Origin of the sequence: Nocardia sp. NPDC019219 (genome assembly GCF_040632645.1) — a bacterium.
Taxonomy (GTDB): domain Bacteria; phylum Actinomycetota; class Actinomycetes; order Mycobacteriales; family Mycobacteriaceae; genus Nocardia; species Nocardia sputorum.
This window is the reverse complement of the sequence record NZ_JBEYCG010000003.1, coordinates 373,431-395,828: the sequence shown is the minus strand read 5'-3', so window position 1 is coordinate 395,828 and position 22,398 is coordinate 373,431. Positions and strand designations below refer to the sequence as shown.

Sequence of the window (22,398 nt, the reverse complement as noted above, 5' to 3'; positions counted from 1 at the left end):
CTGCGGAAGTGCGCTCAGTGCGCGGGTAGCCCGCGCCCGGCCCGGGGCAGATCGAGGTCGAGCGGAATCCGGCCCGTGGTGAGGTGCGCCTCGACCTGCTCGGCGGGCATCGGCTTCGCGATCAGGAAGCCCTGCGCGCGGTAACACCCGAGGCCGACCAGCGTCCGCGCGGCGACCGCCGTCTCGACGCCTTCGCCGACCACGCCGAGCCCGAACGAGCCTGCCAGGCCGATGATGGACTTCACGATGGCCAGATCGTCGGTGCTGGCCCCGAGCCGTTGTACGAATCCCCGGTCGATCTTCACCGCGTCCACCGGCAGCGCCTTCAGATGCGACAGCGAGCTGTAGCCGGTGCCGAAGTCGTCGATGGCGATCTGCACGCCCATCCGCTTCAGCCCGCGCAGCGTCACCTGGGTGCGGGCCAGGTCCTGCACGACGACGTGCTCGGTGATCTCCAGGCACACCGAGCTGCCGTCGATGCCGAACAGGCGCAGGATGTCTTCGATGCGCTCGACGAAATCGAGGCTGACCAGCTGCACCGGCGACACATTGATCCGCATCACCACGTTGCCCGCCAGGCCGCGTCTGCGCCATTCGGCGAACTGCGCGCACGCCGACCGGATCACCCAGCGCCCCAGCTCACCGGCCAGGTTGGTGGCCTCGGCCACGGTGACGAACGCGGCGGGCGGCAACAGCCCCCTGGTCGGATGCAGCCAGCGGACCAGCGCCTCCAACGCGACGATGCGGCCCGTGCGCAGGTCGACCTCGGGCTGGTAGTGCAGCAGCAGCGAGCCGTCGGAGACCGCGCCGCGCAGGTTGAGCTCCACGTCGTCCTGGAGCTCGAATTGCGCGCGCATGGTGTCGGTGAACACCGCGACGCCGTTGCCACCGCCGGATTTCGCCGACAGCAGCGCATGATCCGCGCGGCGCAGCACGTCGGCGACGGTGGTCTCGCCCGGGAAGCCGAGCGCCACGCCGACGCTGGCGCCCCGGCTGACCGACTCGCCGCCGACGGTGACGCGCCGGGCGATCAGCTGCTGGATCCGATTGGCCTCGTATTCGGCGGCCACCGCGTCCATCGGCTTGGCGGGCACGATGACGAATTCGTCGCCGCCGAGGCGGGCGATCATGTCGTTCGGGTCCAGGTTCTCCCGCAGCCGCGTCGACAAGGTGCGGATGAAGTTGTCCCCGGCCGTGTGGCCGAGAAAATCGTTGAGTGCTTTCAAACGATCCAAGTCGAGGAAGAAGGCCGCCACCGGGCCGGGACTGCCCGCGCGTAATCGCTCTTCCATGTGCTCGAGCAGCGCCCGCCGATTCGCGAGCCCGGTCAGGTCGTCGTGCAGCGCGATATATCGAAGACGTTCCTCCGCGACCACCCTGGCTTGCAGTTGCGCGAACAGCGCGGCGATGGCTTTGAGCACGTTGAGTTCGCGATTGCTCCACTCGCGATCGCCCGACTTGACGAATCCGAGCACGCCGGTCGGCTCGCCCCGCGACAGCAGCGGCACGGCAGCCGAGGTCACCCCCACGATGCCGGACCCGCGGCGGACGGTTTCCTGATAGTCGGCGAACTCCGGGGTCGGGCGCGCGACCATCGGTTCGGTCGCGTTCTCCAGGGCACGGAACACGGGGTCGGCGCCGTCGAAGTAGATCACGCCGAGCGGGTCGGGATCCGGAATGTTCTGCCGGTGCGGCCACTCCGCGATGAGCACGGTTGCCCGCCGTTCGCGGTCGGTGTGCCGCACGTAGCTGAAATCCACGTCGAAGTACTCGACCAACTGCGCGAGCACCCGCTCGGTAGCGGCGACCATGGTCGTGGCGTCCACACCCATGAGCTCAGAGGCGACCTGGGTCACCAACGAGTCGAGTGTCCGCCGTGGCACATTGTCTCCGATCGCGCTAACTACTGGTGTCCACACCGAGCACCGGACGCCGCCTGCTGCGTACGGTGGCGGCGGAGGCATAGCTCAGGCGAAGCACCAACGCCATGGTCTCATGCTCAGGCACTTCCAGCAGGTCCAGGAAACGGCCCTGAAGTGACGCTAGTGTATCCGCGAAGTCGGGGGAAATCGCAGCAAGTTCGCCACGGCGTCGGGCGTAGAGGTATACGGGGGAAATCGGTTGGACAGACAATCCGAGGCGTTCGGCGCGCACCCAAACCCGCGCGACCGCGGCGCCCGCCTCCGCGTAGCCGGTCAATCGAGGGTCGGTCGCGTCGAATGTCACCGCCAGAATGGCGGAGCTGGAGCGCACCCGGTCACCGGTGTATTTCCCCAGCGCCGCGCCGCCCGACCAGGACCGCAACTGCGCCATGACGTCGGCGCGAGTGGTGATCTGAAATGCCGCCCACTCGTCGTCGGTCAGTTCCAGGCTGCGCGCGTCGATTCCGGTATCCGGATCGTCGTCCTCCGCCCAGCGGACTTCGGCGAGCATTTCCTCGTATAACCGGGGCGTGAGATACCGGATGCGGTCGGAATCACCCAGCAAACGTGCGGCTTCTTCGATCCCCTGCCGATCCACAACCGCGCGCACATGGGCTCCGGCCGATTCGGCGACCGCCGTGAGCATGTCGAGAACGCCGTCGGCCAGCCTGGTCCCGGTGCCGACCCTGCGGTTGGTTCCGCGGCGCAGAACGGCGGGATAGTCGGCGGCGAGCTCATCGCTCCGCTCGTTCCCCAGCCGCAGGCGCGCGACGAGACGACCGGATCCCGGCGCGCCCTCGATGAACTCGTGCGGCCCGAGCACCCCGTGCGCGGCCGCGGCGACCCGCGCGTTGTACAGGGCGGCGCCGAGCGCGAGGGCGCTGCCGCGGTAGCCGATGTCCATCGCAGTGCTGTGCTGCGGCGCCAGTTCGACGACGATGTCCTCCGCCTCGGCGCGCAACGACCACGGCTGCATGTTTCCCCCGGACGGCGCTCGCTGTGCGCAGGCAAGGACGCTTTCCACGGGTCCGGCGACGGACTCCGGCGGCGCCTCGGCCCACGCCGGCTCGTCGTTCGGCGGCGGGTCGGCGAGTTCGTCCAGATGCCGTTCCACGTCGATCCGGACCCGACCGGAGGCCAGCTTCATCCCCAGGCCGATGCGCCGTACGGCGGCCACCACGCTCGCGGCGCCCAGCGCGACGTCACCGGCCAGCTGCGGCCAGCTGGTCACCGTCTCGCCGACTTCGACCAGGCTCGCGCCCAGCCGCGGCGACAACCCGGCGGCACCGAGCAGCCGCACCACGAACGGCGCCTTCTCCCTCGACGTCAGTCCGCGCAGATCCGCCGCGCGAACCGCACCGAGCAACCCGTGGAACGCCGGGCGCTGCGGTTCGAGATCGAAACGCTCGACGTCCAGCAAACCGCGGTCACTGGTTTCCATCAGCACCGGAATACGATGGCGGGCCGCCGCCTCACGGATCACCAGCTTCATATCGAGCGAATCGCATTCCTCGACGACGATCGCGAGGCCGTCCAAGAACTCGTCCACCGAATTCTCGTCGATTCCGGCTTCGAAGATCCGCACCGGCAGATAAGGATCCAATTCGGCGATACGGCGTGCGGTTACCACCGATTTGTTGACGCCGACGTCGAACAGAGTTCCCGCGACGCGGTTGAGATTCGAAAATTCGATTTCGTCCAGATCGGCCAGGCGCAGTTCCCCGCAAACGCCCTCCATGGCGAGCAGATGCGCGATCGCGTTCCCGGCGCTTTGCCCGACGACCCCTATCGCGCGTTCGGCCAGCCGGTCCTGTTCGGCTCTGGTCAATTTGTTCCGATTGCGATCCAGCCGGATCAGCCGGAAAGTACGCGGACCCGGCAATCCGATCACCGCCGCCCGCCACGGGTAGTAGATCCAGCGGTCCGCTTCCGGGCCCTCCGGAATATCCGGTGGAGCAACCATTTTGCCGAGTTCGGCGCGTAACGCCGCACGCAGGTCGCGGAATTCGAGGCGCGGGTCGTCGCGCAGCGCGGCGAGCATCCGCGCGTCCTCCGGATCGGCGGGGTCGAGGATCAGCGGCCGGTGGTCGGCCGCACGCGGCCGGTCATCGCCCATGGCCGCGCCGGCCCTCTGTCGGGCGGCCGATTCCGCACCGCGTATCGGACGGACGCACGGCGGGCAGCCCCAGTGCGTCTTGCTCACCGTGCGTCAGGGTGCGTTGCGATTCCTCGGCGAACGCGGCGTAGCTCCGGGTGTCCCACCACAACGGCACGGTTCGGTAGCGCTCGTCCGGATACGGCACCGCGGGGATGCCCTCGGCTGGAACGGCACCGCACGCCTCGTGCCGGGGCACGGTGAAGGAGGCCACCGTCGCGAAGCCGTAACGCGCGCCGAGCAGGCGCGCGCCGTGCAGCACGGTGCGCGAGATCGCCGCGCCGAGTTCGGCCCGGTTGGCCGCATCGCGCGCGACCCATGCGCCTTTGGCCTCGATCACGCCTTGCGGTATCCGATCGGCGAGCATCCGCCGCAAGTCGTCCGCGCCGGGGTGACCAGCCCATTCGACCAGCGCGTGCGCCTGCCGCGCCGAGCTGTACGGCCCTTGCATCCGCGCCCCGGCGACCACGTCGCCGTCGGCGTCGAGCGCGGCGAAGAACAGCGCCGTCGAACCGCCGTCGGCGACCGCGTCGTATTCCAGTGCGTGTTCCACCCCGAAGCGCCGATAGACCTCGCGCGCTCCGTGCAGATACCGGCGCCAGAGTTCCGGCTGCGCAGCCGGTTCGGAGACAAAGAACGCACACTCGGATTGCGCGTCGTAATACCGCCGCACTCCCCGCCCACGGGAGTTCCTCGGCACGACTGCAATCAGATCCACAGTCATGTTGTTCCTACTCCATCGCCGCGCTGCCCTGCGCGATAGTCCAGCCCGATGCAGCCCCCCACGGCCCGAGCCGAGACGAAGTTGCCCAGGGCAGTATCCGTCATCGGACAGGAATTGACCAGCCGTCCGGCTAATCTCCCGAAAACTCTGCGGTACATGCGATATTTTCGCAGGTCAACCCCGGCGGAATCGATATCGGAAATAAGATGGAGACCAGTCGGTTCTGGTTTAGTTACTATTCAGCAAGCTAAACCAGGATCGAAATGAACAACTCGACCGACTCCGGGCCGTGCCAGATCTCGATTTCTTCACGGTAGGCCCGGGTGACCTCGGCCGACGCTGTCGCGTCGTCGACCTGCGCCCAGACGTCCTCTACCGGATCGTGATAGTCGCCGTTCGGCGCGAAACGGGCGTAGACGCCTTTCGGCACCCGCACCAAGACGTCACCCACCGGCACCGCATCCGGGGACGGGTACTCGAAGCAGACCACGGCGTTGTAGTTCCCGGCCGGATCCGGCACGTACACCGTGTACATCGGCCCCTCACCACCCTGACGGTCGCGCAGCCGGTCCTTGAGGAACTCGATCAGGTCGCTGTTGCTGACCTTGAAGCTCGGGCGCACGCGCGGGACGACCAGCCCGCCGTAGACCGCCTCGGCACGCACCACGATCGCATAGCTCATCGCGCGTCGACCGCCAGGTACAGATCGATCTTGTAGGCGTGCGGATAGCACTCGAAATCGCCGGTATAGGTCCGTTTGATCTGGTTGTGTTCCTCGGCGTAGGCGATCTGCGTCCACAGGTCGGTCATCACCTGCGGGAAGTTGCCGACCGAGGAGAAACGGGCGTAGGCGCCGCGCGGCAGGCGCGCGACCAGGTGACCACGGGTGACGTCGTCGAAGGACGCGCACTGATAGCCGACGATCTGGGTGTTGTACGTGCCCAGCTCACCGGTGTAATCGGTGTAGGCGCTGGCCAGCGGGCCGCCGAGCTCCTGGTGCAACACCGCCGCCCAGGCGGCCTCCAGATCGCGGTCACGCAGTTCCCCGAGCGCACGTTTGGGGCTGCGTACCGGCAGCCCGGCAACCCACGTCTCGTCCCGCTCGACGATCTCAAACTGCATGGAAAGACTCTTTCGAAGGAAGCCGGAGGTGAACCACCGCGTCCGGTCGGTCGGAATCGCCATGCTACCAACCCGGACCGGGTGGTACCGATCACATAGCGCGGTCGGCGGCCGCGCGATCACCACGCTGAACTGGACAGATGTCCGAAGCGGTGCCGTCCGGCGGGGACCCGTCGGCGGTCGGCGGCGGCCGGTCGCGCTGAGGCATAGTGGACATGATCGTCCGGTTCGCCCCTTCCGCGGCACCACCGAACGGAGTCCTGATGAACGAGACACCGCCCGCCGACCGCCACCGCGCGCCCGCCCCGGCCGCACGCGGTGACCACGCCGCCGACCCCGGCACCGGGAACTGACGTGTGCCGGTCCATCGCCGAGCTCGACGCGGCGGTCGCCGACTGCTTCGCCTGCCCGCGCCTGGTCGCCTGGCGCGAACTCGTCGCGCGGCAGAAACGCGCCGCCTTCCGCGACCAGACCTATTGGGGCCGTCCGGTGCCCGGATTCGGCCCGGCGGACGCCCGGATGCTGATCGTGGGACTCGCGCCCGCCGCGCACGGCGGCAACCGCACCGGCCGCATGTTCACCGGCGACCGCAGCGGGGACGTGCTCTACGCGGCGCTGTACGCGGTCGGCCTCGCCAACCAGCCGACCGCGGTCGACCGCGACGACGGCCTGCGGCTCGACGGCGTGCGGATCACCGCCCCGGTGCACTGTGCGCCGCCGGACAACAAGCCGACGCCCGAGGAACGGGACCGTTGCGGCCACTGGCTGGACACCGAACTGCGTCTGCTGACACCCACCGTGCGCTCGGTGGTGGTCCTCGGCGCGTTCGGCTGGCAGGCCTTGCTCCCGGTGCTCGCGGGTGCGGGCTGGGTGGTGCCGCGCCCGCGACCGCGGTTCGGCCACGGCGCGCACGTGGAACTGGCCGCCGCCGATGCCGGCCGGAACCCGCTGCATCTGTTCGGCTGCTATCACGTCAGCCAGCAGAACACCTTCACCGGACGACTCACTCCGGCCATGCTGGAGGAGGTGCTGGCCGACGCGGCGGAAACCGCCGGGCTCCAGGTGCGGCGAAGTCACGCGCCGCGCGGGTGACCGTTCGCCCATCGCCGCTCGGTAGCCGGTTCAGACGTGGTCGACCAGCGCCGGGTGACCTGCTTCGTGGGCGCAGTGCGCGCAGCAGAAGTAGTCCCCGCGCGCCTCGACGCCGTGCCCGAGGATCCGGCAGGAACAGTGCGTGCACGTCGGGGCCATGGCGTTGATCGCGCATTCGAAACTGTCGAAGGTGGCGGACGTACCGTCGCGGGTGATGGTGAACGTCTTGTCGTACTCGTTTCCGCAGGTGTCGCAGGTGGCCATGGGGTGTCACCGGTCCTCTCGCGTCGATGGACTAGAGCGTCGCAGTTCGCGGTACCCAGCCCCGGTCACGCAAAACGGACCGGCGGACCTCAGGCCAGGCGCAGCGCCTGGACCGGGCAACTGTCCACGACGAGCTGGAGCAGGTCCCGCTCGGGCGAGGTGACCGTGTCGACCGGCGCGACGATCCCGTCCGCGCCGACCCGGAACAGATCGGGAGCCAGTGCTTCGCACATGCCGTGCCCCGCGCACACGGTGCGGTCGGCGACGATTCTCATCGGTCGATCCGCTCCAGCCGGATGGGCAGGCCGTCGGCGGGCACCGGCCCGGTCCCGGCGACCAGCGGCACCTGGTAGCCGTCCGGCACGCTCCAGCGGTACCGCAACAGCATCTGATGGACAACGGCTTTCACCGTCATACCGCCGAAGTAGAGGCCGATGCACTTGTGCGCCCCGCCGCCGAAGGGCGCCCACGCGAAGCGGTGCGATCGGTCCTCGCGGCGATGCTCGGCGAAGCGCTCCGGGTCGAAGGTGTCGGGGTCGTGCCAGTACTCCGCGTTGCGCATGAGCCCGTACGTGCCGCACAGGATGAACGTTCCCTTCGGCAGGTAGTACCCGAGGATGTCGGTGTCGGCGATGGTTTCGCGAACCTGTTGCGCCACCGGCGAGTAGACCCGCAGCGCCTCCTTGAACGCGAGGTCGAGCGAAGGCAGGCGGTCGAGATCGTCGTAGTCCAGCGCGGGCTTGCCCAGCGCGACGGATTCCGCCCGCAGCCGTTCCTGCCATTCCGGATGCCTGCCGAGTTCGTAGACGAGCATGGACGCGGCGATGGTGCTGGTGTCGTGGGCGGCCATCATCACGAAGATCATGTGCTCGACCACTTCCACGTCGGTGAAGGTCTCGCCGTCGGCGGTGCTCGCCCGGCACAGCACGCTGAACAGATCGTTGCCGCCGCCCGCGCGCTTCGCGGGCAGCTCGCGGCGGAAGTGTTCCTCGAGCACTCGGCGGCCGCGCACGCCCCGGGCCCACACCCCGCCCGGCACGTTCGCCCGGATCAGCGCGGCCCCGCCGCGCACCGCGTCCTCGAAGGCGCGCTCCAGCCGTGCCGCGTCCGCGCTGGGTTCGGCGCCCGCGAAGACTTCGGTGGCCTGCTGGAGCAGCAGTTTCTTGATCGCGCGGTAGACGCGGAAGTCGTCGGCGGGCTCCCAGTTGGCGAGGCCACGGGTGATGCGCGGCGTGGTCATATCGAGGTAGCCGATCAATCGCGGCCGCGTGAAGGCCTGCTGCATGACGCGCCGGTGGAACAGGTGGTCGTCGAAATCGCGCAGCAACAATCCACCGCGGAAGAACGGACCGATCAGCCACTCCCAGCCGCGCTGCGCCGACAGCGCCTTGTTCCGATCCAGCATCACCGCCTCGTACCCCTCGGGGCTGCCGAAGGTGACCATCCTGCGGCCGAGCATGCCGAACCACTGCACGGGGCCGAAGCGATCGAATCGCTCTCGCGCGAAGCCGATCGGGTCGGCCAGCGCGTGCACGCTGTACCCGATCCCGGGCAGCCCGAAGTCGCCGAGCACCGGCTTCAGCCCGCTACCCGGCGGTGGATCGGCCAGCGGACGCACGTGCGCCGGGTAACGCGCGACCGCCCGCGCGGCCGCGCGCTGCGCGTGCCACGCCCAGGTGGTCCGCGCCTGGCGGATCGTGCCGGAGACCTCGTCGAACGACTGGGGCACAAGCAGACTCATGACCGTCTTCCCTTCGCGACACTGCGATAGTCCGACGATAGAGGAAACCATCGTTTCCGTAAACATTTGTTTCCCAATTTTGGCTGTGCCAAGCTGACGTGGTGACCCGTACCGTCAGCGGCACCTACCGCGGAGCCTCCACGGCCGAGCGCCGCGAGGACCGGCGCAGGCGGTTGCTCGACGCCGCCCTCGACATCATGGGCACTCAGGGATTGTCGGCATTGACCGTGCGCGGGGTGTGCGAGCAGGCCAAGGTCGGCCCACGCTTCTTCTACGAAGCGTTCCCCGACCGCGACGCGCTCGCCTCCGGCGTGCTGGCCGAGATCCAGCAGGCGGCGCTCGACCGGGCGAAGGCCGCGATCGCCGAGACCACGGGCAAGCCCGCCGACCGAATCCGCGCCGGGGTCGCGGCCCTCATCGTCGAACTCACCGACGACCCGCGGCGCGCGAAGGTGGCGTTCGCCCAGACCTACGGCGACGAAGCGCTCATGCGCAGCCGCTTCGCCGGGATGCGCCAGGTCGCCGACGTCATCATCGAGCAGACGCGCCTGGTGCTGGAACTGCCCGAAGGACAGGACACCGCGATCGCCGCGACCTCCCAGCTGATCACCGGCGGCGCCGCCGAGCTGGTCCTGGTCTGGCTGGACGGCGGCCTCGACGTCGACCGGGACGGGCTCATCGCCCTGCTCGCCGATTTCACCGTGGCCATGCTCGACCGGCTGCCCGCGGTCGCCGGGCGACTGTCCGGCCTCACACCAGATTCCTGATCAGCGACGACATCAGCGGCTCGCGCAACGCGGGCAGGGCGGCGAAGTCGCCCGCGACGACCCGGTTGGTCGCCAGCGAGACGACCGCGCCGATCACCGCCTCCCCCGCCAGTCGCTGATGCGGGTGGGTCGCGCCGAGGGTCGCGGCGAATCCGTCGACCAACGCGGCCTGGGTCGCCAGCCGCCGCTCCAGCACCGGCCTCCCCGCCGCGTACGCCTCTACCAGGAAGACCTTCGCGACCTGCGGTTCCTGCGCCAGTGTGGAGAAGTACGCCTCCAGTGCGCGGTCTATCCGCTCGAGCGGCGTGCCGTCGGCCGCGAGCGCTCCCGCGATGCGGGTCATCACGATCTCCACGGCCATGTCATAGGCGGCGAGGAAACACGCCTCCTTGTTCGCGAAGTGCTGGTAGAACGTCATCCGCGACACCTCGGCCCGCTTCAGTACATCCGCCACCGTCGCCGCCGCGTACCCCCGGTCCGCGGCCGCCTCGATCATCGCCACCAGCATGCGGGCCCGCTGCGCGGCCACCACCTCTTCCGGCGCGATGCCGTGATTGCCGCCGTGCAGTTTGCCGCCCGCCCGCGCCTTCAGCAACGATCCTCGCTCCACGTTCCGATGCTAAGTTCACCCGCCCGTCGCCCGTCCGCGAATACGGCGGCGACTCTGGGCGCGAATCGGACCGCGAAGGGTGCGAAACGGGGCACAATGGCCGTCCGAGAGTGCTCGATTCGAAAGAAGGAGCGTGATCGACAGTGGACGGCAGGCAGCCGGCGAGACGAAGCGCCCTGGTCGCGGCACTGTGCGCCGGCGCGTTCACGGCGACGGCCCCGGCGACGGCGGGCGAACCCGCGTTCGTGAACATCGGGGTGATCCACACCTTCGGTGACACCTGCTACGGCGAAGGGCATGCGGGCGTCTCCTCGCCCACCGGGACTCCCGGCGCGGCCCGCTTCGGCATCAGCTTCGTCAACCAGACCCCCACGGACGCGCCGTGCACCTTCACCGCGTTCGCCAACTGGCGCAACCTCGACAGCGGCGCCACGGGCACGGTGCCTGTCCTCGTCACCGACAAGACGGCTTCGAACCAGCCGTCCGCAACCGTCTTCGCCGCCTTGCCCACCGGTTCCGGACGCGTGCAAGTCGACGTGACCACCGACTATCCGCACGTGGCGGCCCCGCCGGTCGAGATACGGATCAGCTGAACGTCTGCGGGTCCGGCCTCGGATCATCGCGTTCTTCGGCCGCCGAGCCGCCCGGCATCTTCCACACCGCTACGGCGAATCAGGGAGGAGCACTCGGCAGATCGCGGATATCGGCGGGTGATGGCAATGCGCGGGCCGTGCCCGGCTCCTAGACTGGGGAATTGCGGCACGGTCGACCGTCGAAGCGCCGCGGCGCGTCCGCGGTCGGCAAAACCAGAAGTCCCGATCCAGCAAGGGCCGCTCGGTGGCGGCCCGTTCCCGTGCAGGAGGGCCGCATGCCCGACCCGTTCCATCTGCGAGTCTGCCTGGTCGGCCGAGGTTGCCTCTGCCCCACGGTCACCCTCTTCCTCGCCCCAGAACCGCTGATCCCCGGCGGCAACATGCTGCACGTGGTCGAACAGGATCCCCTCACCGCCGACACCGGCACGCCGACCCCCGACGCCGAAGTGATCGACATGGTCGAGGGCAGCCCGGCCGCCGCAGGCCCGCAACTACGGCCCGAGCTACAGGAGTTCCGGCCCGGACGCCCCGACCCGCATCAGCTCCACGACATCCTGCACGACCATCACATCACCGACGCCGCCCCCATCGGCCTGGACGTCAGCGACCCCGCCGAACTCACCCGTCTGGCCCTACTCCCCGAACACCCCATCGGCTACCGCCGCATAGACGACTTCCAGCAGGAAGCGACCGCCCGCGCGATGCTAGCGGTCTACCGCCTCTTCGAAGTCGACCAGCGAGTCCGCCTCATGTACCACGGCTTCGCCGATCCGGAAACGGGCTGGTTCGCGCTACGGACCGCGACTGCCTGAGAGCGGCGCGACCCGGGAAACGGTGATCAGATCGCCACGATGAGTGGTCTACAGCCGACAGGCGCAGGGCTGACGAGGCAGCCCGACCGCCGCTCGGCCCCATACTGCGGCACCATATGAAGTCGGCGCCTGGTTGGACAGCTGCGGTCTCAGCCGTCAGTGTTCGGCAGCCGATCGGCGATTCCCAGTAAGCTTGAAACGTGACAGCAGCCCACGACTACGAAGCGGTTCACCACATGGTTGATCGCTTGTCCCCGGCGCAGGTCCGACGACTGAGGCTGCTGGTGAGCGAGCCGGAGCAGGCCGAAACCGACGACGCGGAGCTGTTACAGGCGGTCACCAAGCTCGTGCGCGCACTAGGCATCGCACATGATGTCGGTAAAGCCTCCGAAAAATTTGCGTCTCGCCGCAGGTCACTGGGATTCATCGGCACGCTCGACGCCGAACCCGAGCTGGCGGAGAAATCCGGAGACCTGATCCGCAAAGGCATGGGCAGCGCCGAGTGCTAATTCTCGACACCGGTCCGATCGTCGCCGCTATCAACAAACGCGACAATCGGCACTCCGAGTGCGCGCGGCTACTGGAATCAGCACCAGGTCCGCTGATTGTGCCTGCGCCAGTGCTCACGGAGGTGTGCTATCTCCTCGAACAACGCAGTGGTACGCATTCGGAGGCTCTCTTCATCGCAGCGCTCCGTGATGGTGACCTGTCATTGGAACCGTTGACGTCAGGCGACCTGCGGCGGATTCATGAATTGATCCTCACATACGCCGACTTGCCGCTCGGAGCTGTGGATGCATCGGTCATCGCAGTCACCGAACGTCTCGGGGCGCGAGCCGTCGCAACGTTGGACGTGAAGCACTTCTCCGTAGTGAAACCGAAACACGTTTCGGCACTCGACCTGCTGCCGATGCCCTAAAGCGCGAGACGCGCGCGCTTGCCGTTTCGGCAGCACAGCGACCGACATCTTGGCCGAGATCGCGTGGTGCTCAGTAGTTTCGGAACAGCGTAGCTGCCTTCTGGTACGCGACACCAAGTTTGGACTACTCCGGTCCCGGCCCTCCCAAGTATCAACAGATTCCGGTATTCACCGTTCGACCGAGGCGGGCTGAACCGGCTTTCGGCCCGCGGCACGGCTGTGACCGACGATCAGATGCGCGGTCTTCCATCTACCGCCTACATAGGGCGTCGATCTGTGCCGAGTCATGCGTAAGACGCGGGACGCGGTAGAAAAGGACTCCGAAGTCTGCTGGCCCCCTGTGGATGAGGGATTTCGGCTGCGGCGCCGGTGAGACCTTCGAACGACAGTTTGTGGAGCGGATCACCAAGGCCACGTTCCGAGTGGTAGCTCGCCGTACCCCTTGGTAGGTTTCGGCTTGTTCGCGCAGCGTCGCGCATCACCATCAGCCTTTGACTCGCGGAACATCCCCTTCGATCCACAGTTCGTGCGCCTCTTTCGTCTGGAACGAGGCGGGAATCGTCATACCCACACAGCCGCTTTCGCCGTTCTCGACGGCCGAATCGGCGGTTGCGCGCTGCACGCCCCCGACCGCTGCGGGCGTAGCTGTTCTATCTCATCGAGCCTTCTGGAGTACCGGTGGTAACTGCACTATCTCACCAGCCCGCGGAACTCGACGCGGTAATCTTCGACTACAACGGCGTCATCGGCCTGCAACCCACCGTTCCCATGTGGAGCGAGCTAGCCGAACTCGCCGGATGGCACGCGGACCAGCTCGCTCTCTTCCAGAACGCCTTCTGGAGCGCCCGCGAACCCTACGATTCCGGTGAATTCGACGACGCGGCCTTCTGGACCGCCGTGCTCGGCCGTCGCCCGGACCCGGAACTGCTCACCCGGTTGCGTGCCGTCGACACCGAGCTGTGGACCCGGACCGACGACCGCGTCGTCGCACTCCTCCACCACGCCCGGCAGGCAGATCTTCCGATGGTGCTGCTCTCCAACGCACCCCATCCGGTCAGCGACGCCCTCGACGCCTCCGACTGGCGCACGGTGCTGACCGACGCGCTCTACTCGGCCCGGCTCGGCATGAACAAACCCCACCCCGACACCTACCGAAACGCGCTCGCCGCAACCGGTGTTCGTGATCCCGGCCGCGTCCTGTTCGTCGACGACCGTGCCGACAACTGCCAAGCCGCCGCCCGCCTCGGCCTACGCACCCTCCACTACACCGGCTCACCCGCCGATATCGAGGTATACCTCCCGCCCACCACCGTCGCCGCGTAGGTCCCGGCGCGTCGTCACAGGACCGTCGGGCACCCCCGGTCGATGCCGGACACGAGCCGGGCCGGACGCTCGGCATGGTTAACCCAGCCGAGCAACCGCGTGGCGCCGCTTCGGGCGCCATGACCGGGCGTATCCACCAGGAGGCTGCATCGATTGGGGAAGGTATATGGGCAGACGAACAGCTCGCGCAGCCAGGCTCGCAGCTCGCGCCTCTCCGGGTACGCGGCAGGATCCTTCCAGCCGCTTTCGGTGCCCAATGAGGCGAACCGCACTGGCTACTACGCAATTCGGCGCCTGGATCCACTGCGCACCCGCAGCGATGTCCGCCGTTGGGCTAGCGGACGGGTGATGGACCCTGCGGGGTCCGACCGGCACCGTGACCACCCAACGCAACCACACGCAAGGGGGTCCGGGGGCGAAGCCCGCCGGGCGGGGCGTGGGGGTTGCACCCCCACAAAACACGCGGAACGCAAAAGGCTCATGCTCTCTATGAGCATGAGCCTCCGATGCGTGGAGCTAAGGGGAATCGAACCCCTGACCTTCTCGATGCGAACGAGACGCGCTACCAACTGCGCTATAGCCCCGTGCGGTTCCGGGGAACCGCGCTGTGACACTGTATCAGGCGAGCCCCCCAGACTCCGAATCGGCACCCTGACCTGCGGAGATAAGCCAGGTCTACGCGCCCGCCGCGCGGCGCATGTCGCCGCCGGTGCGGGTGCGCAGGGCGCGGGCCGTGGCCGGGTCGAAGGGGTCGAGGTGGGCGAACGCGGGGTCTTCGTCGTCCGGCTCGATCAGGGTGGAGCGGCGGCGTAGGGCGCGGGCGGTGTCGCGGTCCATGGCGCCGCGCGGGGCGCGGGTGCGGCGGCTGCGTGGATCGGCTTCGCCCTGGTGGCCGCGGTTGAGGCGGGCCGCGCGCCTGCGGCGGATCTCCTCCTCCATCCGCACCTGCTTGCGCAGGTAGGCCAGGTAGGTCACCAGCACGGTGACGGCGAGCCCGCAGGCCCACCACAGCAAGGGGGTGACCACGAGCGCGAGGGCGCCGGACAGGATGGCGGTGAGCAGTAAGCCGAGCACGGCCCGCTGCCGGAAGGTGTAGCGGGCCGCGCGGGCGATGGCGTCGGCCTCGGGGTCGAAGCCGCCGCGGCCACGGCGGTTGGGGACGAAATCCGGTTCGGCCGAGTCCGTCTCGTCGTAGTCGTCGTAGTCGTCGTAGTCGACGCGGGCGGGCACGGTAGAGCGCGCAGGCGGGATTCTGGCCGCGACCGGCTCGGGGTGGTGTGCGCCCACGCCGTCATCATCGGTCTCCGCGTCGATCTTCGCAGCGACTTCGCCGGCTTCGTCGTCGTCCGTCTCGTCCGCGTCGGGTGCTGCGGGCTCGTAGTCGTCTCCCACGGCGTCGTCCGGTTCGGCATCAGCGATGTCGGATGCCGCCGCGTCGTCGGCCGCGGGCAGGTTCTCCTCGTCGGTCTCGGTGACGGGCTCGTCGGCCGGTGTCGTCATCCGGTCCTCCGCATCATCGCTGTGGGGATACTTTCTCGGTACGCGGCGGGGCCGCCAGTTCGGATCGGTTTCGTGCCCGGCGGCCGGGCCTTTCCTGAGACGTCGTTTGCCGCCGCCGCGGTGCAGGACCCTGGTCGCCAGCGCGGCGTCGGTGGTCCGGCGGATTCTCGGGTGGCGATCGGCGAGGATCGGGAAAAGGACGAAGACCCAGAGCACGACCAGCCCGATCCACAGGATCGAATTCGGCATCGCGTCAGCACCTCCGTCCCGCCTGGATTTTGTCCGGCTCGGCCCGCGAGCGGTGCGTGACACGCCCCGCGCTCGGCCGGCCCCCGTCCGACGCAGCGGCGCGGACGCCGGTCCCCTCGCAGGCTCTGTGCCGATGACGCAAGACGCACCATCGACGTCCGTAGGCTAATTCCGGGTAGCACCAAGTTCCGGCAGGCGCGCCGTGCACATCCGCCACACCTGTCACATTTCTACCAATGTCACCGCGGCTCGGTGGCCGGATCTACTGGAGGGTGACGCGCCCCTCTCGCACCAGCCGGTCCAGGACCGTTCCGGCCAGTTCCTCGACGGTGATGCCGACCAGCAGGTGATCCCGCCAGGCGCCGTCCACGTCGAGGTAGCGCCGCAGCAGCCCCTCCTCCCGGAAACCGACATTGCGCAGCACCGCCTGACTGGCCAGATTCTCCGGTCGCACGGTCGCCTCGACTCGATGCAGACCGACCGGCCCGAAGCAGTGGTCCAGCCCGAGCGCCAACGCCGCCGTCGCGACGCCTTGCCCGCTGAGATCCTTGGCCACCCAATAACCGATCCAGGCCGAACGCAGTGCGCCCCGCACGATATTGCCGACGGTCAACTGCCCGCTGAACGCACCGTCGACCTCGATCACCAGCGGGATCATCGCGCCGCGCCTGGCCTCCGCCTTCAGGCTCGACCACAGCGAGGGCCAGTTGGAGGCGTGGTTGCGCGCCTCCCACGATCCGCGGCCGGTCGGCTCCCACGGCTCGAGATGCGCTCTGTCGCGCAACCGGATCCGGCTCCAGGCCGCCGCGTCGCGCAGCCGCACCGGACGCAGAGTCACTTGACCGGCGGCCACCCGCACCGGGCCCAGTCGCGCGGGCCACCCCGGATGCTGGGTGGCCCGGAAGACATTCATGGCGTCCACGTCTCAGCCGCGCTGCGCGAGAAAGGCGACCTGGACTTCGTCACCGGTGCGGATCTCGGTGTCGTCCGGGTCGATCACGATCAAGCTGTTCGCCTCGGCCAGCGTGGCGAGCAGGTGGGAAGAGGAGTTTCCGTTGCCGAGGGGCTGCACAAGGTATTCGCCGGTCGCTTCGTCCCGCATGAGCTGCGCGCGCAGGTAACCCCTGCGACCGTCCATGGAGCTGATCGGCGTGATGGTCCGGGCGCTGATGATCCGGCGCATGGGATGCCTGCGGCCCAACGCGATTCGGATCAAGGGCCGCACCATCACCTCGAACACCACCAGCGCGCTCACCGGGTTGGAGGGAAGCAGGAACGTCGGCACTTCGTCGCGGCCGAGCCGGCCGAAGCCCTGCACGGAGCCGGGATGCATGGCCACCCGGGTGATTTCGAGCTCGCCGAGCCCTTCCAGCGCCTCCTGAACCTGTTCGGAAGCCCAGCCGCCGACCGCGCCCGCGATGACGACCACCTCGGCGCGCACCAGCTGTCCCTCCACCGCGTCGCGCAAGCGGCGCGGATCGGAACTGACGATGCCGACGCGGTTGACGTCCGCGCCGGCATCCCGCGCGGCCGCGGCCAGCGCGTAGGAGTTCACGTCGTAGACCTGGCCGGGGCCGGGTGTGCGGTCGATGTCGATCAGCTCGCCGCCCACCGAGAGCACCGATAGTCGCGGGCGCGGGTGCACCAGCACCTTGTCCTGACCGACAGCGGCGAGCAGACCTACTTGCGCCGCGCCGATGATGGTTCCTGCGCGCACCGCGACATCTCCCGGCTGGACGTCGTCCCCGATCCGCCGCACGTAGTCGCCGGAGCGCACCGGCTCGTACACCTTGATCCTGGCCCGCCCGCCGTCGGTGAAATCCAGCGGGAGCACCGCGTCGGCGAGGGTCGGCATCGGCGCGCCGGTGTCCACCCGGACGGTCTGGCGGGGCTGCAAGCGGATCGGCTGACGCGAACCGGCGACCACCTCGCCGACCACCGGGAGGGTCAGGTCGACGAGATTGCCCTCTTCGTCGCGAATGTCGGCCCCGGCCGAGGCCACGTCGACGCTGCGCACGGCGTAGCCATCGATGGCGGCCTGGTCGAAGCCGGGCAACGGACGCTCGGTGACGACGTCCTCGGCACACAGCAGGCCCTGGGCCTCGGAGATCGCGACCCGAACCGGCCGGGGCGCGACCGCCGCGGCGGTCACCTTGATCTGCTGATCCTCAACCGAGCGCATCCAGCCCTTCCTGATCCTCTCCGCACTCCATCCGATCTCGCCTGCACGGGCGTGCGATCCCGCCGCGGCGCAGGCGCATTCGCGCACGCACCGCGGTGAACCATCATTCGTACCCGACGCTCCACGCTCGGCGAAACCCCCGGCCGGGTCCGTCAGTCGTCGGTCGTCAGCTGCGGATCCCAGTCCGGACCGAGGCGGTGCTGCAGCCACTCCCGCAGGGCGGGGCCGTATTCCTCTCGTTCCAGTGCGAAATCGACCGCAGCACGAAGATAACCGCCCGGGTTGCCCAAGTCGTGGCGCGACCCACGGTGCACCACGACATGAACCGGATGTCCCTCGGCGATCAGCAGTGCGACCGCGTCGGTGAGTTGCAGTTCGCCGCCCGCGCCGGGCTCGATGCGGCGCAGCGCGTCGAAGATCGCGCGGTCCAGCAGGTACCGGCCCGCGGCCGCGAACGTCGACGGCGCGTCGGCGAGCGCGGGCTTCTCCACCATCCCCTTGACGCGCAGCACATTCGGGTTCACCGCGTCCGGCACCGGCGCGACATCGAACACGCCGTAGGCGCTGACCTCGTCCTTGGGGACGTCGATGGCGCACAGCACCGTTCCGCCGCGCTTGCGGCGCACCCGGCACATCACGTCGAGCACGCCGCGGGGCAGCACCAGGTCGTCGGGCAGGAGGACGGCGATGACGTCCTCGTCGTCATCGAGCGCCCGCTCGGCCTGGGCGACCGCGTGCCCGAGCCCGAGCGGCTCCTCTTGCACCACCGACGTGACATCCAGCAGCCCCGGCGCCTTGCGCACCTTCTCGAGCAGCTTGAACTTGCCGCGCTCGGCCAGCGTGCTCTCCAGCACCAAGTCCTCGACGAAGTGCGCGACCACGCCGTCCTTACCCGGGGACGTGACGATCACCAGCCGCTCGGCGCCGGATCCGGCCGCCTCGGCGGCGACCAGCTCGATGCCGGGGGTGTCCACCACCGGAAGAAGTTCCTTGGGCACCGTCTTGGTCGCGGGCAGGAACCGTGTCCCGAGCCCGGCCGCGGGGACCACGGCCGTGCGGAAGCACGATTCCGCCGCCGCGGCACCGGGCTGTCCGGCCTTTGCTGTCATACGCATACCCTATCCATCCATCACGCCGCCGGGATCGGCGTCGCGCCGTCCCGGTCCCGGGGTGAGCCTATGGTGATCACTGTGAAGATGCCCGGCGAGCGCGATAAACATGCATGGCGCATCGAACTGCTCGCCCGAAGGGCTGTGATGCCTGCCACGGAGCGGGAAAAAGAGGCGTTCGCCCTGGCCACAGCGGTCGGCGCGATGGGTGCCCATGGGTGGGTCTGCGCGTATGTGCCGGTGGCCGGGGAACCGGGATCACCGGCGATGCTGGACGCGCTGCGGGCCGGTGGCGCGCGGGTGCTGTTGCCGGTCACCGGGCCGCCGGGGCCGCTGAGCTGGGGCGAGTACACCGGTTCGAACGGTCTGCGCCGAGCCCGCTACGGGTTGCTGGAACCCTCCGGCGCCGTCCTGCCGCCAAGCGCCGTCGGCCGGGCCGACCTGATCCTGGTTCCCGCTCTCGCGGTGGACCTGCGCGGCGTGCGGCTCGGCCGCGGCGCCGGCTACTACGACCGCACGCTGTCCGCCGCGCGGCCGGACGCCCGGCTGGTCGCGGTGGTCCGGGACGACGAGCTGCTCGACCGGCTCCCCGAGGAACCGCACGACCTGCGCATGGGTTGGGCGCTCACGCCGCGCGGCGGACTGCGCCGGCTCGGCGACGATTACCCTGGGGAATGAAACACCGATTGGCGGTGTTGGCACTGTCGGCTGTAGAGTGCCAGATCGACGAACACCGCGGAGGATCCTGTGCCTACTTACTCGTATGCGTGCACCCAGTGTGACAACCGCTTCGACATCGTTCAGTCCTTCACGGACGAGGCGCTGACCGTGTGCTCGGAGTGCTCTGGGAAGCTGCGCAAGCTGTTCAACTCGGTCGGCATCGTCTTCAAGGGCAGCGGCTTCTACCGCACCGACAGCCGCGGCGGCTCCACCACCGCGAGCGAGCCCGCCAAGTCCGACAGCGGCAAGTCCGACAGCAGCTCGAGTTCGTCCTCGGATTCCGGCTCGTCGAGCGGCTCCACAGCCGCCGCCAGCACGGCCGTCGCCGGCTGATCCGACGGTTTTCCCCAGCCGATCATCTGTCCACAGCCCGCCGTGATCCGGGCCGGAGGGGTGCACGCCCGGCCATAGGATCCGGCCATGACTCGTGCACTCGTCGACCTCGGCCGCGGCGGCTGGAACCCCTCGGGCTGGCAACGACCGCGCTGGGCCGACGCCGTTCTCGCTCGACGACTGCTGGCCGCCGCGCTCGCCGCAGTCGCGGCGCTCCTCTTCCTCCGTGGCGACCCGGACACCGAACGCACGACGGTCGTCGTGGCCGAGCGGGATCTCGCGCCCGGACGCCTGCTCGAAGCAGGTGACCTGCGCTCCGCGCCGCGCGAAGCGGGCACGCTGCCTGCGGGCGCGGTCGCCGATCCCGCCGAACTCGTCGGCGCGACGCTGACCGGCGCCATGCGGCGGGGCGAGGTCTTCACCGATCTGCGCGTGGTCGGTCCACGCCTGGCCGCGGCGGCGAGCGATGCGCGCGAGGCGCGCATCGTGCCCATCCGCCTCGCCGAAACGGCGGTCGCCGACATCCTGCGCGCGGGCGATCGCGTCGACGTGATCGGTGCGGAGGACGCGAACGGAGGCGGTACCCGGCCTGCCCGCACCCTGGCCACCGACGCCACCGTCATCCTGGTCTCCCGCGCCGGTGACGGACGCCAAGCCGCCGAACGCGTGGTCTTGGTCGCGATGGACGCCGAGCATGCCACCGTCGTGGCCGGGGCGTCTCTGCGCACCGCTCTAACGGTCGTCTTTCACTGACCCGCCGAACCCGCCCGTGCCGCAAGCGAAACGGGCCCGTCATCGGACGGGCCCGTTCGCGTTGTGCGAGTGGTGATCCGGCTCAGCCGAGGCTGAAAGGCGCTCCCCACAACGTCACCCAGGTGATGACATTGTCGGTCTCGACCTCGACACTGACAAAGGCGCGCGCCTGGGCGTAGCCCGCGCAACCGTTCAGACCGATGGTCTCATCGGCCCACGTCACCGAACCGCTCGTGCCCCTGAACGCATTACGAGTCTTGTGGGTCTCGTTGCCGAAGTCATCGGCCTGCTCCAAATCCAGCACATAGAACGACTTCGCCTGGCCCGGGCCCAGCGAGAGGTTGCCGCCGGAGTTCGCGCCAACACCACCGGTGACGTTCTGGCCGTCGCTCCAGTCCACATTGCCGTCCACACCACCGGTCGCACCGCCACCGGCAATGTTCACCTGGCAACCCACGGTATAGCCGGGGAAGATCTTGCCCCCGGCCGTACCCGAAAGCTCCACTTGCGCGCTTCCGGACACCCAGGCGTTGCGATGCAAAGGCGTCGAACCCATGGACGGACTGATGTTGGCCGACTCCCCGACCAGACGGATGGTCACGACAGTGCCGTCCGACAACGTCTTGGTGAGTTCCCCGCCCGGCAGCGGCACGAACGTGTCGGCGTTCGCCGCACCGGTCGAGAGCAGACCTACCGCGATGGCCGCGGACGCGCACAGCCCGGCCGCGCGCGCCAGTTTTTTACGATCGAACATGATGGTATTCCCCTAAAGAATCGAGTTCGCCTCGGCGAAAAGAGATTTGATAGATCCGACCCGCGTCAGCCGATGCTGAACGGCATCCCGTAAAGGGTGGTCTTCGAGTAGTGATCGCCGATGATCTCGACGACCGTGTACGAACGCGCCTGCGCGTAACCCGCACACCCTTGGATCTGAATCTCGGCATCCTGATATTCCACCGAGTACACACCCGGCTTCAGAATGTCCTTGTAATCGATCTGAACGAACTTGACCTCACCGGGACCGAGGTTGATGCCGATCGAACCACCGGCGCTCGCGCCACTGAGGTTGACACTGCCCGACACACCCGCGGAAATGGCGTCGTCGGCGATGCTGACCTGGCAGCCGACGATGTAACCGGTGCTCAACTGCGAAGCACCGTGGGTGGACGAATTGTTGGTTCCGGGGTTTCCGGTCGGACCGTTGTTGGGGCCGATCTCGCCTTCCGGCGTGACGGCCACATCGGCGATGGCGTTCCCCGAAACCCACACGACACGGCCGGCACCGTTCGCGGCAAGGGATGGGGAGATCAGGGCGCGCTCACCGGTACGAGCGATGTTCACGCCGGGGCCTGCCTTGTGACCGTCCGGCAACGGTACGAAGACATCGGCATTGGCTGCACCGGTCGACAACAGACCGGTGGCTACGGCCGCCGCGGCGGCGGCGCCCGCGACGCGGACGCCTCGAGACAGACCGTTGATGCGGTACTTGCTCATGTTTTTCCTCATCA

At 68.7% G+C, this 22,398-nt stretch carries 25 protein-coding genes and 1 tRNA gene; 10 read left to right on the top strand and 16 right to left on the bottom strand.

All coding sequences use genetic code 11. The features are described 5' to 3' along the window. Positions 1-14: 14 nt before the first annotated feature. The 5 genes from ABZ552_RS08985 to ABZ552_RS08965 all read right to left on the bottom strand — a co-directional run bounded on the left by ABZ552_RS08985 (position 15) and on the right by ABZ552_RS08965 (position 5,923). The gene (locus ABZ552_RS08985; RefSeq protein WP_357436366.1) at positions 15-1,832 is read right to left on the bottom strand and encodes an EAL domain-containing protein; all 1,818 of its coding nucleotides are present in this window, start codon (positions 1,830-1,832) and stop codon (positions 15-17) included. A gap of 67 nt (positions 1,833-1,899) precedes the next feature. Continuing rightward, complete coding sequence (locus ABZ552_RS08980; protein ID WP_357436290.1) at positions 1,900-4,038, bottom strand: Rv1355c family protein; 2,139 nt, start codon at positions 4,036-4,038, stop codon at positions 1,900-1,902. Further along, entirely contained in the window at positions 4,028-4,801 is a 774-nt protein-coding gene (locus ABZ552_RS08975; protein WP_281877536.1) for a hypothetical protein, read from the bottom strand. Before ABZ552_RS08975 ends, ABZ552_RS08980 begins: the two co-directional genes overlap by 11 nt. A 247-nt stretch (positions 4,802-5,048) precedes the next feature. Next, entirely contained in the window at positions 5,049-5,483 is a 435-nt protein-coding gene (locus ABZ552_RS08970; protein WP_281877535.1) for an effector binding domain-containing protein, read from the bottom strand. Then, on the bottom strand, positions 5,480-5,923 hold the full coding sequence (locus ABZ552_RS08965) for a GyrI-like domain-containing protein (RefSeq protein WP_039801088.1): 444 nt from the start codon (positions 5,921-5,923) through the stop codon (positions 5,480-5,482). The genes ABZ552_RS08970 and ABZ552_RS08965 overlap by 4 nt, the downstream gene beginning before the upstream one ends. Positions 5,924-6,277: 354 nt before the next feature. Here ABZ552_RS08965 and ABZ552_RS08960 point away from each other — a divergent pair, with 354 nt between their 5' ends. After that, positions 6,278-7,015: a uracil-DNA glycosylase gene (locus tag ABZ552_RS08960; RefSeq protein WP_281877533.1), complete on the top strand. Its 738-nt coding sequence runs from the start codon at positions 6,278-6,280 to the stop codon at positions 7,013-7,015. A 30-nt stretch (positions 7,016-7,045) separates the two neighbouring features. Here the strand turns inward: ABZ552_RS08960 and ABZ552_RS08955 are convergent, their stop codons facing one another. The 3 genes from ABZ552_RS08955 to ABZ552_RS08945 all read right to left on the bottom strand — a co-directional run bounded on the left by ABZ552_RS08955 (position 7,046) and on the right by ABZ552_RS08945 (position 9,020). After that, positions 7,046-7,279 carry a hypothetical protein gene (locus ABZ552_RS08955; protein WP_159842948.1) on the bottom strand — a complete coding sequence of 78 codons (234 nt, stop codon included), beginning with the start codon at positions 7,277-7,279 and terminating at the stop codon, positions 7,046-7,048. An 89-nt stretch (positions 7,280-7,368) separates the two neighbouring features. Continuing rightward, the gene (locus tag ABZ552_RS08950; protein ID WP_281877532.1) at positions 7,369-7,554 is read right to left on the bottom strand and encodes a ferredoxin; all 186 of its coding nucleotides are present in this window, start codon (positions 7,552-7,554) and stop codon (positions 7,369-7,371) included. Then, entirely contained in the window at positions 7,551-9,020 is a 1,470-nt protein-coding gene (locus ABZ552_RS08945; RefSeq protein ID WP_357436287.1) for a cytochrome P450, read from the bottom strand. Before ABZ552_RS08945 ends, ABZ552_RS08950 begins: the two co-directional genes overlap by 4 nt. A gap of 101 nt (positions 9,021-9,121) precedes the next feature. On the opposite strand from ABZ552_RS08945, the gene ABZ552_RS08940 reads away from it, so the two are divergent. After that, positions 9,122-9,787, top strand: coding sequence for a TetR/AcrR family transcriptional regulator (locus tag ABZ552_RS08940; protein WP_159842942.1), 666 nt, complete (start codon positions 9,122-9,124; stop codon positions 9,785-9,787). Here ABZ552_RS08940 and ABZ552_RS08935 read toward each other — a convergent pair. Beyond that, positions 9,771-10,397: a TetR/AcrR family transcriptional regulator gene (locus tag ABZ552_RS08935; RefSeq protein ID WP_281877529.1), complete on the bottom strand. Its 627-nt coding sequence runs from the start codon at positions 10,395-10,397 to the stop codon at positions 9,771-9,773. The genes ABZ552_RS08940 and ABZ552_RS08935 overlap by 17 nt on opposite strands. Before the next feature lie 143 nt (positions 10,398-10,540). On the opposite strand from ABZ552_RS08935, the gene ABZ552_RS08930 reads away from it, so the two are divergent. From ABZ552_RS08930 to ABZ552_RS08910, 5 genes are all read left to right on the top strand, one after another. Then, the gene (locus ABZ552_RS08930) at positions 10,541-10,990 is read left to right on the top strand and encodes a hypothetical protein (protein ID WP_281877528.1); all 450 of its coding nucleotides are present in this window, start codon (positions 10,541-10,543) and stop codon (positions 10,988-10,990) included. A 275-nt stretch (positions 10,991-11,265) separates the two neighbouring features. Then, positions 11,266-11,802 (top strand): hypothetical protein, encoded by a 537-nt coding sequence (locus ABZ552_RS08925; protein ID WP_281877527.1) that lies wholly within the window; start codon positions 11,266-11,268, stop codon positions 11,800-11,802. Positions 11,803-12,002: 200 nt separating this feature from the next. Further along, a complete protein-coding gene (locus ABZ552_RS08920; protein WP_357436284.1) occupies positions 12,003-12,311 on the top strand; it encodes a hypothetical protein in 309 nt (102 codons plus the stop codon). Next, positions 12,305-12,721, top strand: a complete 417-nt coding sequence (locus ABZ552_RS08915) for a PIN domain-containing protein (RefSeq protein WP_357436282.1) — start codon at positions 12,305-12,307, stop codon at positions 12,719-12,721. Before ABZ552_RS08920 ends, ABZ552_RS08915 begins: the two co-directional genes overlap by 7 nt. Positions 12,722-13,399: 678 nt before the next feature. Then, positions 13,400-14,044 carry an HAD family phosphatase gene (locus ABZ552_RS08910; RefSeq protein ID WP_357436280.1) on the top strand — a complete coding sequence of 215 codons (645 nt, stop codon included), beginning with the start codon at positions 13,400-13,402 and terminating at the stop codon, positions 14,042-14,044. A 511-nt stretch (positions 14,045-14,555) separates the two neighbouring features. Here the strand turns inward: ABZ552_RS08910 and ABZ552_RS08905 are convergent. The 5 genes from ABZ552_RS08905 to ABZ552_RS08885 form a co-directional block, all read right to left on the bottom strand. After that, positions 14,556-14,628, bottom strand: a tRNA-Ala gene (locus tag ABZ552_RS08905). Positions 14,629-14,719: 91 nt separating this feature from the next. Beyond that, the gene (gene glpR / locus ABZ552_RS08900) at positions 14,720-15,793 is read right to left on the bottom strand and encodes a gephyrin-like molybdotransferase receptor GlpR (RefSeq protein WP_357436278.1); all 1,074 of its coding nucleotides are present in this window, start codon (positions 15,791-15,793) and stop codon (positions 14,720-14,722) included. 262 nt (positions 15,794-16,055) lie between these two features. Then, positions 16,056-16,706 carry a GNAT family protein gene (locus ABZ552_RS08895; RefSeq protein ID WP_281877520.1) on the bottom strand — a complete coding sequence of 217 codons (651 nt, stop codon included), beginning with the start codon at positions 16,704-16,706 and terminating at the stop codon, positions 16,056-16,058. A 12-nt stretch (positions 16,707-16,718) separates the two neighbouring features. Beyond that, a complete protein-coding gene (glp, locus tag ABZ552_RS08890; RefSeq protein ID WP_281877519.1) occupies positions 16,719-17,975 on the bottom strand; it encodes a gephyrin-like molybdotransferase Glp in 1,257 nt (418 codons plus the stop codon). A 152-nt stretch (positions 17,976-18,127) separates the two neighbouring features. Beyond that, positions 18,128-19,084 carry a UTP--glucose-1-phosphate uridylyltransferase gene (locus ABZ552_RS08885; protein WP_281877517.1) on the bottom strand — a complete coding sequence of 319 codons (957 nt, stop codon included), beginning with the start codon at positions 19,082-19,084 and terminating at the stop codon, positions 18,128-18,130. A 69-nt stretch (positions 19,085-19,153) separates the two neighbouring features. On the opposite strand from ABZ552_RS08885, the gene ABZ552_RS08880 reads away from it, so the two are divergent. The 3 genes from ABZ552_RS08880 (at position 19,154) to ABZ552_RS08870 (ending at position 20,890) form a co-directional block, all read left to right on the top strand. Beyond that, positions 19,154-19,762: a 5-formyltetrahydrofolate cyclo-ligase gene (locus ABZ552_RS08880; protein WP_357436275.1), complete on the top strand. Its 609-nt coding sequence runs from the start codon at positions 19,154-19,156 to the stop codon at positions 19,760-19,762. Positions 19,763-19,831: 69 nt separating this feature from the next. After that, on the top strand, positions 19,832-20,137 hold the full coding sequence (locus ABZ552_RS08875) for an FmdB family zinc ribbon protein (protein WP_281877514.1): 306 nt from the start codon (positions 19,832-19,834) through the stop codon (positions 20,135-20,137). Positions 20,138-20,224: 87 nt separating this feature from the next. Beyond that, complete coding sequence (locus ABZ552_RS08870) at positions 20,225-20,890, top strand: SAF domain-containing protein (protein ID WP_357436273.1); 666 nt, start codon at positions 20,225-20,227, stop codon at positions 20,888-20,890. Between the two features lie 82 nt (positions 20,891-20,972). On the opposite strand, the gene ABZ552_RS08865 is transcribed toward ABZ552_RS08870, so the two are convergent. After that, on the bottom strand, positions 20,973-21,644 hold the full coding sequence (locus ABZ552_RS08865; RefSeq protein WP_281877512.1) for an MspA family porin: 672 nt from the start codon (positions 21,642-21,644) through the stop codon (positions 20,973-20,975). Between the two features lie 65 nt (positions 21,645-21,709). Next, a complete protein-coding gene (locus ABZ552_RS08860) occupies positions 21,710-22,384 on the bottom strand; it encodes an MspA family porin (protein WP_281877511.1) in 675 nt (224 codons plus the stop codon). Positions 22,385-22,398 lie beyond the last annotated feature (14 nt).

What these genes read in the sequence shown, in the direction of transcription:
- ABZ552_RS08985 (WP_357436366.1), bottom strand. Translation starts at nt 1,832, where the DNA reads ATGGGTGTGGACGCCACGACCATGGTCGCCGCTACCGAGCGGGTGCTC.
- ABZ552_RS08980 (WP_357436290.1), bottom strand. Translation starts at nt 4,038, where the DNA reads ATGGGCGATGACCGGCCGCGTGCGGCCGACCACCGGCCGCTGATCCTC.
- ABZ552_RS08975 (WP_281877536.1), bottom strand. Translation starts at nt 4,801, where the DNA reads ATGACTGTGGATCTGATTGCAGTCGTGCCGAGGAACTCCCGTGGGCGG.
- ABZ552_RS08970 (WP_281877535.1), bottom strand. Translation starts at nt 5,483, where the DNA reads ATGAGCTATGCGATCGTGGTGCGTGCCGAGGCGGTCTACGGCGGGCTG.
- ABZ552_RS08965 (WP_039801088.1), bottom strand. Translation starts at nt 5,923, where the DNA reads ATGCAGTTTGAGATCGTCGAGCGGGACGAGACGTGGGTTGCCGGGCTG.
- ABZ552_RS08955 (WP_159842948.1), bottom strand. Translation starts at nt 7,279, where the DNA reads ATGGCCACCTGCGACACCTGCGGAAACGAGTACGACAAGACGTTCACC.
- ABZ552_RS08950 (WP_281877532.1), bottom strand. Translation starts at nt 7,554, where the DNA reads ATGAGAATCGTCGCCGACCGCACCGTGTGCGCGGGGCACGGCATGTGC.
- ABZ552_RS08945 (WP_357436287.1), bottom strand. Translation starts at nt 9,020, where the DNA reads ATGAGTCTGCTTGTGCCCCAGTCGTTCGACGAGGTCTCCGGCACGATC.
- ABZ552_RS08925 (WP_281877527.1), top strand. Translation starts at nt 11,266, where the DNA reads ATGCCCGACCCGTTCCATCTGCGAGTCTGCCTGGTCGGCCGAGGTTGC.
- glpR (WP_357436278.1), bottom strand. Translation starts at nt 15,793, where the DNA reads ATGCCGAATTCGATCCTGTGGATCGGGCTGGTCGTGCTCTGGGTCTTC.
- ABZ552_RS08895 (WP_281877520.1), bottom strand. Translation starts at nt 16,706, where the DNA reads ATGAATGTCTTCCGGGCCACCCAGCATCCGGGGTGGCCCGCGCGACTG.
- glp (WP_281877519.1), bottom strand. Translation starts at nt 17,975, where the DNA reads ATGCGCTCGGTTGAGGATCAGCAGATCAAGGTGACCGCCGCGGCGGTC.
- ABZ552_RS08885 (WP_281877517.1), bottom strand. Translation starts at nt 19,084, where the DNA reads ATGACAGCAAAGGCCGGACAGCCCGGTGCCGCGGCGGCGGAATCGTGC.
- ABZ552_RS08880 (WP_357436275.1), top strand. Translation starts at nt 19,154, where the DNA reads ATGGTGATCACTGTGAAGATGCCCGGCGAGCGCGATAAACATGCATGG.
- ABZ552_RS08870 (WP_357436273.1), top strand. Translation starts at nt 20,225, where the DNA reads ATGACTCGTGCACTCGTCGACCTCGGCCGCGGCGGCTGGAACCCCTCG.
- ABZ552_RS08865 (WP_281877512.1), bottom strand. Translation starts at nt 21,644, where the DNA reads ATGTTCGATCGTAAAAAACTGGCGCGCGCGGCCGGGCTGTGCGCGTCC.
- ABZ552_RS08860 (WP_281877511.1), bottom strand. Translation starts at nt 22,384, where the DNA reads ATGAGCAAGTACCGCATCAACGGTCTGTCTCGAGGCGTCCGCGTCGCG.